The sequence below is a fragment of the Sinomonas mesophila genome (assembly GCF_001999765.1).
GTDB lineage: Bacteria > Actinomycetota > Actinomycetes > Actinomycetales > Micrococcaceae > Sinomonas > Sinomonas mesophila.
The window spans coordinates 177589-192435 of record NZ_MTIC01000013.1 but is presented as its reverse complement, the minus strand read 5'-3'; the positions used below and the strand labels follow the sequence as shown (position 1 = coordinate 192435).

15 protein-coding genes and 1 tRNA gene are annotated in these 14847 nt (G+C 72.7%); 6 read left to right on the top strand and 10 right to left on the bottom strand.

The annotated features are described in order from the left end of the window. Positions 1-8 precede the first annotated feature (8 nt). The 7 genes from BV907_RS15450 to BV907_RS15420 all read right to left on the bottom strand — a co-directional run bounded on the left by BV907_RS15450 (position 9) and on the right by BV907_RS15420 (position 5278). Positions 9-1169 carry a DUF998 domain-containing protein gene (locus tag BV907_RS15450; RefSeq protein ID WP_077490625.1) on the bottom strand — a complete coding sequence of 387 codons (1161 nt, stop codon included), beginning with the start codon at positions 1167-1169 and terminating at the stop codon, positions 9-11. Next, complete coding sequence (locus BV907_RS15445) at positions 1166-2296, bottom strand: GNAT family N-acetyltransferase (RefSeq protein WP_077490624.1); 1131 nt, start codon at positions 2294-2296, stop codon at positions 1166-1168. The genes BV907_RS15450 and BV907_RS15445 overlap by 4 nt, the downstream gene beginning before the upstream one ends. Positions 2297-2408: 112 nt before the next feature. After that, on the bottom strand, positions 2409-3116 hold the full coding sequence (gene rplA, locus BV907_RS15440) for a 50S ribosomal protein L1 (protein WP_077490623.1): 708 nt from the start codon (positions 3114-3116) through the stop codon (positions 2409-2411). Positions 3117-3226: 110 nt separating this feature from the next. Next, the gene (gene rplK / locus BV907_RS15435; protein WP_077490622.1) at positions 3227-3658 is read right to left on the bottom strand and encodes a 50S ribosomal protein L11; all 432 of its coding nucleotides are present in this window, start codon (positions 3656-3658) and stop codon (positions 3227-3229) included. 170 nt (positions 3659-3828) lie between these two features. After that, on the bottom strand, positions 3829-4743 hold the full coding sequence (gene nusG / locus BV907_RS15430; RefSeq protein ID WP_077490621.1) for a transcription termination/antitermination protein NusG: 915 nt from the start codon (positions 4741-4743) through the stop codon (positions 3829-3831). Between the two features lie 102 nt (positions 4744-4845). Next, positions 4846-5124, bottom strand: a complete 279-nt coding sequence (secE, locus tag BV907_RS15425; RefSeq protein WP_077490620.1) for a preprotein translocase subunit SecE — start codon at positions 5122-5124, stop codon at positions 4846-4848. An 81-nt stretch (positions 5125-5205) separates the two neighbouring features. Next, positions 5206-5278, bottom strand: a tRNA-Trp gene (locus BV907_RS15420). A 243-nt stretch (positions 5279-5521) separates the two neighbouring features. Between BV907_RS15420 and BV907_RS15415 the strand changes: the two genes are divergently transcribed. After that, entirely contained in the window at positions 5522-6727 is a 1206-nt protein-coding gene (locus tag BV907_RS15415; RefSeq protein ID WP_077490619.1) for a pyridoxal phosphate-dependent aminotransferase, read from the top strand. A 97-nt stretch (positions 6728-6824) separates the two neighbouring features. On the opposite strand, the gene BV907_RS15410 is transcribed toward BV907_RS15415, so the two are convergent. Both BV907_RS15410 and BV907_RS15405 read right to left on the bottom strand, forming a co-directional pair. Further along, entirely contained in the window at positions 6825-7517 is a 693-nt protein-coding gene (locus tag BV907_RS15410) for a LuxR C-terminal-related transcriptional regulator (protein ID WP_077490618.1), read from the bottom strand. Continuing rightward, positions 7514-8791: an ATP-binding protein gene (locus tag BV907_RS15405; protein ID WP_077490617.1), complete on the bottom strand. Its 1278-nt coding sequence runs from the start codon at positions 8789-8791 to the stop codon at positions 7514-7516. Before BV907_RS15405 ends, BV907_RS15410 begins: the two co-directional genes overlap by 4 nt. Before the next feature lie 126 nt (positions 8792-8917). Here BV907_RS15405 and BV907_RS15400 point away from each other — a divergent pair, with 126 nt between their 5' ends. The 5 genes from BV907_RS15400 to BV907_RS15380 all read left to right on the top strand — a co-directional run bounded on the left by BV907_RS15400 (position 8918) and on the right by BV907_RS15380 (position 12958). Beyond that, a complete protein-coding gene (locus BV907_RS15400) occupies positions 8918-10285 on the top strand; it encodes a PspC domain-containing protein (protein WP_139346815.1) in 1368 nt (455 codons plus the stop codon). Position 10286: 1 nt separating this feature from the next. Beyond that, positions 10287-10595 carry a hypothetical protein gene (locus tag BV907_RS15395; protein ID WP_077490615.1) on the top strand — a complete coding sequence of 103 codons (309 nt, stop codon included), beginning with the start codon at positions 10287-10289 and terminating at the stop codon, positions 10593-10595. 34 nt (positions 10596-10629) lie between these two features. Continuing rightward, positions 10630-10923 carry a PspC domain-containing protein gene (locus BV907_RS15390; protein ID WP_077490614.1) on the top strand — a complete coding sequence of 98 codons (294 nt, stop codon included), beginning with the start codon at positions 10630-10632 and terminating at the stop codon, positions 10921-10923. A 282-nt stretch (positions 10924-11205) separates the two neighbouring features. Beyond that, the gene (locus tag BV907_RS15385) at positions 11206-12231 is read left to right on the top strand and encodes an ATP-dependent 6-phosphofructokinase (RefSeq protein WP_077490613.1); all 1026 of its coding nucleotides are present in this window, start codon (positions 11206-11208) and stop codon (positions 12229-12231) included. 25 nt (positions 12232-12256) lie between these two features. Further along, positions 12257-12958, top strand: a complete 702-nt coding sequence (locus BV907_RS15380; RefSeq protein WP_139346814.1) for a GNAT family N-acetyltransferase — start codon at positions 12257-12259, stop codon at positions 12956-12958. A 360-nt stretch (positions 12959-13318) separates the two neighbouring features. Here BV907_RS15380 and BV907_RS15375 read toward each other — a convergent pair whose 3' ends face one another. Further along, positions 13319-14791: a DHA2 family efflux MFS transporter permease subunit gene (locus BV907_RS15375; RefSeq protein ID WP_077490611.1), complete on the bottom strand. Its 1473-nt coding sequence runs from the start codon at positions 14789-14791 to the stop codon at positions 13319-13321. Between the last annotated feature and the right edge of the window lie 56 nt (positions 14792-14847).

Genomic DNA, 14847 nt, shown 5'->3' with positions numbered 1-14847 from the left:
AGGGCGGCTCACGGCCCCTCCGGGACCACCGCCGTGGCGGCCGCCCTGCCGTCCTCGACGGCCGCAGCGACGTGGCGTGTGAAGAGCACGAGCCACGCGAGGATCACGCCGGCGACGACGAGCTCCATCCCGGTCATGGTGTAGTAGCCGAGCGGCACCCACAGCAGGACCGAGAGGACGGCCGCGCCGAGCATCACGTACCCGGCGATGTAGAAGGTCCGGCTCAGCCCGGGCAGCCAGGCCCGGACCCCGAGGACGAGGACCGTGTAGGACGCCGTCATGGCCGTCGCGAGGGAGTTGTGCAGGGGCATGAACACGTCCACCGGGACGAGCCCGGACCCCGCGAGGAACAGCCCGATGAGGACGAAGCACGCGATGATCGGCCGCTCGCGCGACCGGGCCACGCCCTCCCCCGAGCGCGCGCGGTGCAGGTCCAGGGCGCGGAGATCGCGCGTCATGTACTCGGCGAGGAGCGCAATCACGGCGCCGGCCGTCACGAGGGTCGCGTTGAACGCCAGCGCGACCCCGTAGTCCGCAGCCCCGAGCACGCTGAAGTTGATCTCCCACCAGTCCGTCCGGCTCGTCGTGACCATGGAGGTCAGCACCCCGGCAGCGAGATACGTCGCGAGCAGGTTGGACAGGGCGAAGCTGTCCATGCGCGAACCCGACTGGTGGCTCGAGTACGCCGCGAGGGCCGCCGCAACGGCGGTGAGCAGCGCGGCGGCGAAGGTGTCCAGGCTCACCCCCGTGAACGCGCGCTGGAAGATCTGGAAGCTCGCCCACGTGACCATGAAGGCGATCGCCGCGTGCGCGAAGGCGAGGGCGACGAGCCCGAGGAGGCGCCGCCAGAGGGGCCGCTCGGCCAGCCACCTCCGGTCCGGGTCGGAGGAGGAGCGCCGGTAGGCCAGGGCGAAGGCCAGCGCGGCGGCGGCGCCGGCCACGATCGCGGCGACGTCTCCGACGCCGCGGTCCCCCGAGAGCGCCGGGCGGCGGTCGGCGAAGGCCCAGAGGGCGACGGCGAGGCCCGCGGCGACGGCGGCCCCGGCGGCGATGAGCGCACGCACCTCGGCGCCGGTCGCCGTCCCCTGCGGCCGCGGGCGGGCCCGGGGACCCGGGGCCGGATCGGGAACGCCCGCCCCCCGGGCGGTCCCGACGGCGTCGTCGCTCATGCGAGCCTCCGGTACCACTCGCCGTCGGCCCCCGCGGGCCTGAACCCGAGGGCGGTGTTGATGGCGAGCATGTGCTCGTTCTCGGCCGCGTTGAAGGTCACGACCTTGGCCGCGCGCGGGAAGCGCGCCCGGTAGGCGCGCAGGTTCGCGAGCTTGATCAGCATGCCGAGGGAGCGCCCCCGGTGTCCGAGGCGCACGAGGGTGTCATCCTGATCGCCCACGTCCTCCTTGCCCTCGCGGACCCACAGGGCCGTGTAGGCCGCGAGCTCCCCCGTGCCGCGGTGCCGCGCGACGGCGTAGAGCGGCACGGTCCCGGCCTCGAAGAGCATGCGGTCGAGGGCCGCGACCCGGTCGGCGTCCCAGCGCTCGGGCTCGTAGGCGTCCTCGCCCTGGGGCGCGTCGATGGACATCCGGCCGAAGAGCTCCGCCATCGCCGCCCTGTGCTCGGGCGGGACGCACTCCCACAGCAGCACCTCGTAGTCGGGCCCCGCCTTGTCCGCGGCGGCCGCCTCGAGGGCCGGCCACGAGGCCTCGTGCTCGTCCAGCACGAGCTCGCTGAACCGCGTGACCTGGCTCAGCGCGAAGCCCGCGGCCTGGGCGAAGCGCACCGAGCGGTCGCCGCCGGGGACTGTGCCGGTACCGGTGGAGGGCACGACGGCGTCGGGCACGACGCCGTCCGGCGCGGCGGCCGCCGCTGGGAGGGTCGGGAGCGTCAGGGGCCTCGCAAGGGGGTGCTCGGTGTAGGTGTCCAGGACCGTGCGGCCCCGCCGTCGTGCCTCCTCGACCGCCGCGGCGAGCAGGAGCCGGCCGATCCCCCGGCCCGTGTGCCCCTCCAGGACCTCGGCGCGCACCTGGGCCCGGCCAAGGTCCTCCTGGAGCGGGACGCGGCACCAGGCCCGGCCGACCATGCGGCCGCCGTCCCGGACGTAGAAGAACGCCGTGGACTCGTAGGCCGAGTCCCGCCACGCGCGCAGGCGGTAGGCGGCCGGGGAGCAGCGGTCCTCGTGCCCCCAGATCTGCCGCTGGACCTCGTCGGCGAGGCCGCAGAACTCGAGGAAGGCGGCAGCGCCCGGCGCCTCGAGGGACGCAGGGAGGCTCAGCCGCTGAACGCGGTAGTCGGCGCTCATGCTCGGAGTCTACTCACGTGTGAAACGCAGCACGCCCCCTCCCGCGGCGGGAGGGGGCGTGCTGCGTGCGGCCGCGCCGAGCTCAGGGCTCAGTGCCACCGGTGAAAGCGTCTTAGGCGTCGAGGACGACCTTCGTGACGTTCGGGTCGACCGGGATGCCGGGGCCGAAGGTCGTGGTGACCGTGGCCTTCTGGATGTAGCGGCCCTTGGACGCCGACGGCTTGAGGCGCAGGACCTCGTCGAGGGCGGCCGCGTAGTTCTCGGCCAGCTGGCGGGCGTCGAACGAGGTCTTGCCGATGATGAAGTGCAGGTTCGAGTGCTTGTCGACGCGGAAGTCGATCTTGCCGCCCTTGATGTCGGTCACGGCCTTGGCCACGTCCGGGGTCACCGTGCCGGTCTTCGGGTTCGGCATGAGGTTGCGCGGGCCGAGGATTTTGCCGAGGCGGCCGACCTTGCCCATGAGCTCCGGGGTCGCGACGGCGGCGTCGAAGTCCGTCCACCCGCCCTGGATGCGCTCGATCAGGTCGTCCGAGCCGACGACGTCGGCGCCGGCGGCCTCGGCGGCCGCGGCCTTGTCACCCGTCGCGAAGACGACGACGCGGGCCGTCTTGCCGGTGCCGTGCGGGAGGTTCACCGTGCCGCGGACCATCTGGTCCGCCTTGCGCGGGTCGACGCCGAGGCGGAAGGCGACCTCGACGGTCGAGTCCATCTTGGACGCGCTGATCTCCTTGGCGAGGGCAACGCCCTCGGCCGGGGCGTACAGCTTGCCGTCCTCGATCTTCGCGGCGGCTGCCTCATATGCTTTGCTGCGCTTTGCCATGCTGCTCTGTGTCTCCTTGTGCAGTTGTGGTCATGTGGGCCGCGCTCGGCCCTGCCACGGACGACGGCGGGATCGCCGGCGTCGTTCTTGTTCAGTTGGGGGGTGAGGGCTTAGCCCTCGACGGTGATGCCCATCGAGCGGGCAGTACCGGCGATGATCTTCTTCGCGGCCTCGACGTCGTTCGCGTTGAGGTCCTCAAGCTTGGTCTTGGCGATCTCCTCGACCTGCGCGTCGGTGAGCTTGGCGACCTTCACGGTGTGCGGGGTCGCGGAGCCCTTCTGCACGCCCGCGGCCTTCTTGATGAGCTCGGCGGCCGGCGGGGTCTTGGTGATGAACGTGAAGGAGCGGTCCTCGTAGACCGTGATCTCCACGGGGATGACGTTGCCACGCTGGGATTCCGTCGCGGCGTTGTACGCCTTGCAGAACTCCATGATGTTGACGCCGTGCTGACCGAGCGCAGGGCCGATCGGCGGGGCCGGGTTGGCGGCACCTGCCTGGATCTGCAGCTTGATCAGGCCGGTGACCTTCTTCTTGGGAGCCAATGTAGGTCCTTCTTTCCAGTGCTTCCTGGGCAGCAGGAGCGCCGCCCAGGTGATGACTGCCCTGGCGAGGCAGTCGGCCGCCCCGGGCCCGGCAAAGCGACCGGTCCCGGGGCGAAGTCTTCGGTTTTCTGCGCTGTGTTCTGCGCCTTGTGTTGTGCGCTTCCGCGCCCTTAGATCTTGGAGACCTGGTTGAACGCGAGGGTCACGGGGGTCTCGCGCTCGAAGATCGACACGAGGACCACGAGGGTCTGGGATTCGGGCTTGATCTCAGAGATCGTGGCCGGGAGGGTCTCGAACGGGCCCTCCTTGACGATGACCGACTCGCCGACCTCGAAGTCGACGTTGACCGGCGCGGCGGCGGCCTTCTGGCCGGCCTTGCCCGCGGCCTTGGCCTCGGCGGCCTGCTCCTGCTCGAACACCGGGGCGAGCATCGAGAAGACCTCGTCGAGGGTCAGCGGGACGGGGTTGTGGGCGTTGCCCACGAAGCCCGTGACGCCCGGGGTGTGGCGGACGGCACCCCACGAGGCGTCCGTGAGGTCCATGCGCACGAGCACGTAGCCCGGGATGCGGACCCGGTTCACGATCTTGCGCTGGGCGTTCTTGATCTCGACGACTTCCTCCATCGGGACCTGGATCTCGAAGATGTAGTCTTCCATGTCCAGCGTCTGGATGCGGGTCTCGAGGTTCGCCTTCACGCGGTTCTCGTAGCCGGCGTAGGAGTGGATGACATACCAGTCGCCGGGCTGGCGGCGCAGCTTGGCCTTGAACTCCTCAGCGGCGGCGGCGGGGTCGAGCGCGTGCTCGGCGGCCGCGTCCGACGGCGCGCCCGCCTCGGCGGCGGCGTCGGCCTCGGCGTCGTAGTCGGTGGCGTCGAACCCGGAATCCGCAGAGTCCACAGGGCCCTCAGCGTCCTCCTCCTCGCCGGACTCGCCAGCGGCATCCGCATCGGAGAACGCCGGCTCGAAGGCGCCCTGGTCGGAGTCGTCGGCAGAGTCGCCGAAGTGGGCGGAGTCGCCGAAGTCGGCAGTCGGAGCTTCCGTCTCCTCCTGCTCGGTACCGCGTTCCTCGAGCTCGTGCTCAGACACTTCGTCTCCTGCTTTCCTCAATGCGACTTAAATGCGTCATCCGCACACCCTGCCCCGGGCGCCGGTTCTCCCAGCGCCTCGGGCACGGTCTGCGGACCCCGGCTACCTGTCGGCGGACTCGCCCCCGAAGACCCACCCGACACCGAGGCCGAAGACGAAGTCGAGGGCGAAGACGATCACCATCACGACCGCCACGAACGCCAGCACCACGATCGTGTACGTGAGCAGCTCCTGGCGGGTCGGCGTCACGACCTTGCGGAGCTCGCCGACCACCTGGCGGATGAAGAGGGCGATGCGGCCGAAGAAGCCGAGCTTCCTGGCCTGCTTGGGCCGGCCCGGAGAGCTGCTCGCAGCTGTTTCGGTCACCGATTCCTCGCTCATCCGTCTCGCCCGCAGGACTTCCCCGCCGGATCCGTTCTGTGGGTGCTGGAATGGCCCGGACTAGCCGGGCCGTTCCCTGCGCAGGGCAGACAGGACTCGAACCTGCAACCTGCGGTTTTGGAGACCGCTGCGCTACCAATTGCGCCACTACCCTTCGGTGCGGATTTGCCGCTGGACCACCATACCAAGGATCCGTCAGCAGCGGTGCGCACCGCCGTTGTCCGTCAGGACGCCGGAAATCCCCAGCACGGGGCACTCTCGCGGTTCCCGATACCGAGGATCCAGTCTACGCATATTCAGGCCCGACGTCGAACCGGGCTCCGCCAGCCCCGGCTCCCGCGCGCGAGCGCCTAGAGTAGGAGGGTCAGCGCCACCCCCACCACAGACAGGACCACCCATGACCTCCGCGCGTGTCTCCCAGCGCATCGGATCCATTGCCGAATCCGCCACCCTGGCCGTTGATGCGAAGGCGAAGGCCCTCAAGGCGGCGGGCCGTCCGGTGATCGGCTTCGGCGCCGGGGAGCCGGATTTCGCCACCCCCTCGTACATCGTCGACGCCGCCGTCGACGCCGCGCGGCAGCCGAAGTACCACCGCTACTCCCCCGCCGCGGGCCTGCCCGAGCTGCGCGAGGCGATCGCCAAGAAGACCCTGCGCGACTCCGGCTACGAGGCCGCCGCGAGCCAGGTGCTCGTGACCAACGGCGGCAAGCAGGCGGTCTACAACTCCTTCGCGACCCTCCTCGACCCGGGCGACGAGGTCATCGTGCCCACGCCGTACTGGACCACGTACCCCGAGGCGATCCGCCTCGCCGGCGGCGTCCCCGTCGAGGTCTTCGCCGGCCCCGAGCAGGGCTACCTCGTCACGGTCGACCAGCTCGAGGCCGCGCTCACGCCGCGCACGAAGATCCTGCTCTTCGTCTCGCCGTCCAACCCGACGGGCGCGGTCTACGCGCCTGAGCAGGTCAAGGAGATCGGCCAGTGGGCCGCCTCGAAGGGCCTGTGGGTCATCACCGACGAGATCTACGAGCACCTGACGTACGACGGCGTGCCGTTCACCTCGATCGCGACGGCCGCACCCGAGCTCGGCGACCGCGTCGTGATCCTCAACGGCGTCGCCAAGACCTACGCCATGACGGGCTGGCGCGTGGGCTGGATGATCGGCCCGGCCGACGTCATCAAGGCCGCGACCAATCTCCAGTCGCACGCGACGAGCAACGTCGCCAACGTCTCGCAGATCGCCGCGCTCGCCGCCGTTTCCGGCCCGCTGGACGTCGTCGAGGAGATGAAGGTCGCCTTCGACCGCCGGCGCAAGGCGATGGTCTCGGCGCTCAACGCGATCGACGGCGTCGACTGCCCGACGCCGCACGGCGCCTTCTACGCGTACGCCGACGTCCGCGGCCTCCTCGGCCGCGAGCTGGGCGGGGTCCGCCCGGCGACGTCCGCCGAGCTCGCGGCGCTCATCCTGGACAAGGTCGAGGTCGCGATCGTCCCCGGCGAGGCGTTCGGCCCGAGCGGCTATGTGCGCCTCTCCTACGCGCTCGGGGACGAGGACCTCGCCGAGGGCGTCGGCCGCCTGGCCGAGTTCCTGGGCACGGCCAAGTAGCCGCAGCCCTCATCGACCGCTTTCGCTGCCGTCGTCCCGGCCTTCCAGGACGACGGCAGCGGAGCGGTCGCCCTCTTTCGGTGCGGGAGTGGGCGGGCTACCAGATCTTCCGGTCCGCCGCCCAGCGCGAGAGCTCGTGCCGGTTGGTGAGCTGGAGCTTGCGCAGCACCGCGGACACGTGCGTCTCGACGGTCTTGACCGAGATGAACAGCTCCTTCGCTGCCTCCCGGTACGTGTAGCCGCGCGCGATGAGGCGCATGACGTCGAGCTCGCGCGCCGAGAGCCGGTCGAGCTCGTCGTCGGCGACGTCCGCGACCGCCGCGGTCCCGAACGCGTCGAGGACGAAGCCGGCGAGCCGGGGGGAGAACACGGCGTCGCCCCCGGCCACACGCAGCACGGCGTCGGTGATCTCGGGGCCCGAGGCCGTCTTGGTGACGTAGCCGCGGGCGCCCGCGCGGATCACCGAGACGACGTCCTCCGCGGCGTCCGAGACGCTCAGGGCGAGGAACCGCACCTGGCCCAGCAGCGCCGCCGAGCGCGTCAGCACCTCCCGCCCACCGCCGCCGAGGCCGCCGGGCAGGTGCACGTCGAGCAGCACGACCTGGGGCCGCGCGGAGTCGATGACGGCGACGGCGTCCTCCACCGTCCCGGCCTCGCCCACGACGGCGACGCGCTCGTCGAGGTCGGCCTTGAGGCCCGAGCGGAAGATCGTGTGGTCGTCGACGATCACGACGGTGACGGGGCCGGCCGCCCCGGAGGGCGCAGCGGCGGCGTGCTCGTGGGTCGTCATGTCTCCTCCGTTCCGGGCAGCCGCAGCCGCACCTCGGTGCCGCCGGGACCGCTCGCGATGGCTGCCTCGCCCCCATGGCGGCGCATGCGGCCGATGATGGACTCGCGGACGCCGAGCCTGTCCGCGGGGACGTCGTCGAGGTCGAAGCCCGGCCCGCGGTCGCGCACGAAGACCTCGACCGTGCCGCCGCGCGACTCGGCGTAGACCGAGACGGGCCCGCCGCCGCCGTGCCGGGCAGCGTTGAGCATGGCCTCGCGCGAGGCCTGGAGCAGGGCCTCGTACGCGTCCCGGCGCTCCCGCCCCCCGTTCTCGCCGTCCCGCGCCTCGCCCACGAGGACGACGTCGATCGGCGCGCCGACGGCCCCCTCGACCTCGGCCGCGAGCGCCGTGAGCCGGTCCTCGAACGAGCCGCCCGAGGCTCGCGAGTCGCGATAGAGCCACTCGCGCAGCTCGCGCTCCTGCGCCCTCGCCAGGCGCGTCACGTCGGCCTCGCTGCCCGCGCGGCGCTGGATGAGGGCGAGGGTCTGGAGGACCGAGTCGTGCAGGTGCGCGGCGATCTCGGCGCGCTCCTCCTCGCGCACCCGGGCGGCACGCTCCGCCCCGTACTCGCGCCAGAAGGTGAGGCCCCAGGGCAGGAGCACGAGGGCCACCCCAGCGAGGACCGCGAAGGACGCGAGCAGTGCCGTGCCGAGCAGGTTCCACTGGCTGCCCGAGACCGCGAGCGTGACGCCGGCGACGACGAGGGCCAGGCCCGCGCCGAGACGCAGCCAGCCCGTCCAGCGCTCGGTGCCCGCTCCGCGGACGAGCCGCTCGCGCCGCGCCTCGTCCAGCTGCATCCACGCCAGCGCGACGCCGCCGAGGATCGCCGCGATGGGGACGACGGTGTCCACGGGGACGTCGACGCCGACGAGGCTGCCCCCGAGCACGAACGCGCCGAGCAGCAGGACGAGCCCGAGCAGGATCTCGCGCGCGTAGCGCGGGACGGCGCGCTGCCGGGCCGGGGGGCCGGGGTCGGGGACAGCGCTCACGGCCGGCGCGATGGCCGACGCCGGGCGGCGGGCGGCGCGCTTGGCCGCCTCCGCCGCGGTGGGCACCATGATCCAGAGCCACGCGTAGAAGACGAGGCCGGCGCCGCCGAGGATCGAGGCTGCGGCCATGACCCACCGCACCGCGTCCACGCGGAGCCCGAGGTGCCGGGCGAGGCCCGAGCACACGCCCGCGATGAGGCGGTCCTCGCCCCGGACGAGCGGCGGGCGCGCGGGCACGGTGTTCATGCCCTCAATCCAAGCACCTTTCGCCCTCCTCAGGGGCGTTCCCGGGCGCTTCCCCGGGTCCACTCAGGGTCCGTTCAGGGGTTCCCCCCATGGGTGCGCGGGGGCGCGCGGCGACACGATGGACGCATGAGCACACAGCACCCTGATCCCGACCATCCCGACCATCCCGAACCGGCCACAGGGCCCCAGGCCGGCCCGGTTCCCGGGCCCCAGCCCGGCCCGGTTCCCGGGCCCCAGCCCGGCCCGATGCCCGGCGCGCCTCGCCAGAGCGACTTCTTCGGCTGGATCCGCGGCCTCGGCGTCGTGCGCGGCGGCGACCGCTGGCTCGGCGGCGTCTCGAGCGGGCTCGCGTACCGCTGGGGCGTCGATCCGATCCTCATCCGCGGCCTCTTCATCGTCGCCGCGCTGTTCCTCGGCGTCGGCGTCCTCGCCTACGGCCTCGCCTGGCTCCTGCTGCCCGAGCCTGACGGGCGGATCCACGTCCAGGAGGCGGGGCGCGGGCGCTGGACGGCGGGCATGACCGGCGGCGTCCTCGTGACGATCCTGGGCCTCGGCGGCGCCCGGGCCGGCTTCTGGTTCGGCGAGCGCGGCGTGGGCGGGGCGTTCTGGGGACTCTTCTGGGTCGCCGTCGTCGTCTTCGCCGTATACGGCATCGTGCGGGCATCCCGCCGACGCAGGGCCCTGGCGGGCGCGGCCCCCGCGCCCGGCGACGCGTTCTACGCGAAGGCGACTGGCGCGCCGTCGTACGCCATGCCCCCGGGCGGCACCCCAGGCGCGCCAGGCGGCGCGCCCGTCCCGCCGCCGCCCTCCTACGGCGTCCCGGTCCCGACGCCGGCCCCCGTCCCGCCTCCCCCGCCCGTCCCCCGGCGGCGCGGGCCAGGCGGAGCGTACGTGGCCGTCGTCGTCGGCCTCACGGCGCTCATCGCGGGGACGCTGCTGGCCCTCGACCGGGCCGGCATCCAGACCGCGGGCACGGCCGGCGGGATCTGGGCGATCGCGGCGATCGCCCTGGGCCTCGGGATCGTCGTGGCGGGGCTGCGCGGTCGCACTGCCGGCATCCTGACCCTCTTCGCGATCGTGGCCATCGTCTCGGCAGGGATCGCCCAGGGCGTCAGCAGGTTCGCCGACACGCGCGGGCCGTCCCGCGTGGCCTACGCCCCGGCAACCATCGCCGAGGCCTCGGACGGCTACCGGATCTCAGCGTCGGAGGGCACCCTCGACCTGTCAGCCCTCGACAACGCGGGGCCGCTGGCCGCGGACGAGACGGTGCGGGTGGACGTCGCACTGAGCTCCGTCGGGATCGAGATCCCGAAGGACATCCCGGTCGAGGTCAGGGCCGACGCGAGCATGTCCGAGGTCCGGCTGGGTCCTCGCACGGTCGCCGGCCTCTCGCAGCACGAGACCCAGACGTACAACGCCGACCGCCCGGGCGCGACCCTCGTGCTGGAACTCGACGCTTCCCTGAGCAGCGTCCACATCGAAGAGGAGAAGTGACATGAGCACGCAGGACTACGGGCCCGTGGCCGAGAAGCAGGGCCCCGCCGTGGGCACGATCGTCTGGGGGGCAGTCGTCATGGCCGTGGGGGCCCTTATTCTGGCGGACCGGCTAGGCTGGCTGCACGTGGAACCGGGGTATGCAGCGGCCGGCGTCATGCTCCTCGCGGGGCTCGGCCTCGTCGTGGGAGGCCTGATCGCCGCGGGGCGGCGTCGCCGCAGCGCGGCCGACGGCGGGGTCCCCGCGGGCGGCGCGCAGGGAGCGGACGGCGGTGCCTCAGGGTCCGGTGCCACGCCCACCGCAACGTAAGTGAGCACAGCCGAGTGAGACTTCAGGAGGACCCATGGACACGTTCTTCAATGCCATCCGCTCGAGCGGCCTGAGGCGCGGACCGCGCCGGCTCCTCGGAGGGGTCCTGGCCGGCCTCGCGGCCAAGGCAAACGTGGACGTCGCGTTCGTCCGCATCGGGTTCTTGCTCCTGTGCCTCCTGCCAGGGCCCGCGGTCCTCGCCTACCTCGCGGCGTGGATCCTCATCCCGAACCAGGACGGGCGGATCATCCTCGAGGACGTCCTGCGCCGGCGCAGCCTCGGCCGGGGCCCCTCGGATCCCCAGGGGCCAAAGGGGCCAGCAGTCTGAGCGGCACCGTGAGGGCCCCCGATCCGCAAGGATCGGGGGCCCTTCCCGAGGGGTGAGGCCAGGGCCCGGCGAGGGCCCCAGCGCCCGGCGGGCGCCCGCCGTCGTGAGCCGCCTGGCGCGTCATGCAACTGTGCTCTGCGTCACGATCCGCGGCGGGCGTGACTACAATGTCCGGTGGGCTCAATGAGGCGCTCCTGAATCACACGTTCCGGCCGCGCCATACGTCGCCATCCCCCTTCTGACCTTCCGACGCGGGGCGGCCGCCAACCGAAAAGGGCCTCCATGAAGATCGGCATCCTCACCTCCGGCGGCGACTGCCCAGGACTCAACGCCGTCATCCGCGGCGCCGTGCTCAAGGGCATCGCCGTCCACGGCCAGTCGTTCGTCGGATTCCGCGACGGCTGGCGGGGCGTGGTCGAGGGCGACATCGTCGACCTCCCGCGCACGATGGTGCGCGGCATCGCGAAGCAGGGCGGCACGATCCTCGGCACCTCCCGGACCAACCCGTTCGAGGCCGGCGGCGGCCCCGAGGTCATCAAGGCCCACATGGAGCGGCTCGGCATCGAGGCGATGATCGCGATCGGCGGCGAGGGCACGCTGGCCGCAGCGAAGCGCCTCACGGACGCGGGCCTCAAGATCGTAGGCGTTCCCAAGACGGTCGACAACGACCTCGACGCCACGGACTACACCTTCGGCTTCGACACCGCCGTCGAGATCGCCACGGAGGCGATCGACCGGCTCCGCACGACCGGCGAGTCGCACCACCGCTGCATGATCGCCGAGGTCATGGGCCGCCACGTCGGCTGGATCGCGCTGCACGCGGGCATGGCCGCGGGCGCCCACGCGATCCTCATCCCCGAGCAGAAGGTGGGCATCGACCAGATCGTCGAGTGGGTCAAGATGGCCCACGACCGCGGTCGCGCTCCCGTCGTCGTCGTCGCCGAGGGCTTCGTGCTCGAGGGCATGGCCGCCCCGCACTCCGAGCGCGGCCTCGACACCTTCGGCCGCCCCCGGCTCGGGGGCATCGCCGAGCAGCTCGCCCCCGAGATCGAGACCCGCACGGGCATCGAGACGCGGGCCACGATCCTCGGCCACATCCAGCGCGGCGGCGTCCCGACGGCGTTCGACCGCGTCCTCGCGACGCGCCTCGGGATGGCGGCCATCGACTCCGTGGTCGAGGGCCGCTGGGGCACGATGGTCTCGCTCAACGGCACCGAGATCGCCCACGTGGGCTTCGACGCCGCGCTCGGCCGGCTCAAGACCGTCCCGCAGCACCGCTACGACGAGGCGGCAGTCCTCTTCGGCTGAGCCGGGAGGCGAGGAGCGCATGGTCTTGACCTTCCACGAGGGGAGCCGGGACGTGGTCCGGCTCGCGTGGGCGCGCCGGCTCGGGCTGCCGGACCTGAGCTTCTCGGACGACGGCGGGCGCCTTCTCGGGTGCCGCGACAGCGCGGGCGAGCTGGTCGCCGTCGAGCTCTTCGGACAGCTGGCCCTGTGCGGCCCCACGCCGCTCGTCGAGGCCGGGGCGGACCTGCCGGACGACGACCTGCTCGCCGGCGGAGCGCTCCTGCGCCTCGTCGGGGCCGGCGCGCACGGGCTCCGCTCCGGCGTCCTCGGCTTCGCCGACTACCTCCCGCTCGACCAGCCGGGCACCGAGCCGGAGATCTCCCGCGCGGCGCCCGAGGCGATCGAGCTCGAGATGCGCTGCCCGCCGGACGACGCCGCGTCGGCGCAGATCTCGCGGCGCGAGCACCGCTTCACCCTCATGCTCGACGACGGGCCAGCCGCCTGCGCGGCGTACGCCGAGTTCGAGGGGCTGCTCGCGGACCTTGGCGTGCTCGTGGCCCCGGTCCATCGGCACCACGGACTGGGCAAGTTCATCGCCGCCGTGGCGATCCACGAGGCGCTTGCGGAGGGGCTCATCGTGCAGGTCAACGTGGCCTCGCACCAGATCGCCGGGCTGCGGCTCGCGGACGGGCTGGGGATCACGCCGTCGGGCAGGATCGCCTCAGTCGGCCTGGCCCACGGCCCCTGATCGCCGAGATGGGGGCCTGGGACGCCGAAATGGGGGCCTGGGACGCCGAAATGGGGGCTTGGGGCGCCGAAATGGGGGCCCAGACTGCCGAAATGGGGGCCCTGGAAACGCCGAGGTCGGGCCCTTGGCGTCCCTGACGCACGCCGCACCCTCGCACGTGGCGGCTCGGACCACCGGGTGGCAAGGACCGGTCTCGGCGGACACCGGTGCTTCCCTGCGAGACCGGTCGGGAACACCCCGGTCTCGCAGGGAGGCACCGGCCTCGCAACGAGACCGGTGCCAGACGGGCGCCAAACCGCGCGGGCCGCAGCGGCATGGTGCAGGCGGTCCGCGCGGTCCACAGGGGCCGAGCCCGCGTGGCTAGGGGGCTGCGTCGTCCGGGCAGTCCGGCGTGCCCGCGGGGGCCACGCGCAGGAAGAAGAAGGCAACCACGAGGCCCACGGCGAGGACCCCGGCTGGCAGGAGCACCGACTGGGCCATCGCCGCAGCGAAGCCCGCATGGAGCTCGGCGGGAAGCGTGCCGCCCGCGTACTCCCCCGCGGGAGCGCCGGAGCCGAGCGCGGGCAGCTCCGCCGCGAGTCTGGCCTGCATGAGCGCCGCGATGGCGGCGCTGCCGAGCACGGCGCCGACCTGCCGGGTCGTGTTGTAGACGCCCGAGCCGGCCCCTGCCTGGTGCGGCGGGAGGCCCCGTGTGGCGAGCGTCGCGAGCGGGCCCCAGATGCCGATGTTGGCCAGGCCCACGACGCCGCTCGGGATCAGGAGCAGCCAGATCGGCGTGTCCGGCGTCAGGAGCACGGCGTACAGGACGAGCCCGAGCGCGAAGAGCGCGAGGCCCGCGATGTTCATGGCCTTGGCATGCCCCCTGTCGACGACCCGCCCGCCGAGCGGCGCGAGGCCGCCCGAGAGCAGGGCCATGGGGACCATCATGAGCGCCGACTGCGTCGGCGTCATGCCGCGCACGAGCTGGTAGTAGAAGATCGTGGGCAGGCCGAACGAGGTCACGGTGAAGCCCACGGTCGACATCCCGAGGGTCGCGAGCGAGAAGTTGCGGTCCCGGAACAGGCCCAGGGGCAGGAGCGGCTCGCCGCGCGTGCGGCGCTGCCACCAGACGAACGCGGCCATGACCACGACGCCGGCCGCGATCACTCCCCAGACCGTGACGGGCCCGGCGATGCTGCCCCACGCGTAGGTCTGCCCCTCCTGGATGCCGAACACGATGAGGAACATGCCGACCGCGCTGAGCACGACGCCGAGCAGGTCGAACCGGTGCGGGTGCGTCGCGAGCCGGGGCACGAACCGGGACGCCGCCGCGAACGCGACGATCCCGAGCGGCACGTTCACGAAGAAGATCCACTCCCAGCCGAGCCCGTCCACGAGGAGCCCGCCGAGGATCGGGCCCACCAGCATCGCCACGCCGGCCGTCGCACCCCACAGCGCCATCGCGGCGCCGCGCCGGTCCGGGGGGAAGATGCGCGTGATGACAGCCATGGTCTGCGGCGTCATGAGCGCCGCGCCGAGGCCCTGCGCTGCCCGGGCCGCGATGAGCATGCCGATGCTCCCCGCGAGCCCGCACCACAGCGACGAGAGCGTGAAGATCACGAGGCCCGTGAGGTACATGGCCTTGGGGCCGAAGCGGTCGCCGAGGCGGCCGGTGATGAGCAGCGGCACCGCATACGAGAGCAGGTACGAGCTCGTGACCCAGATGACGGCGTTGACGTCCGCCCCGAGCCCGCGCATGATGGCCGGATTCGCGACCGAGACGATGGTCGAGTCGACGAGGATCATGAAGAACCCGAGGACGAGGGACCACAGCGCCGGCCACGGGCGCTCCATCGCCTCCGGGCGGTGGCCGCGGACGACGGCGGTCCTCCCGCGGGCGGGTTCCTCGC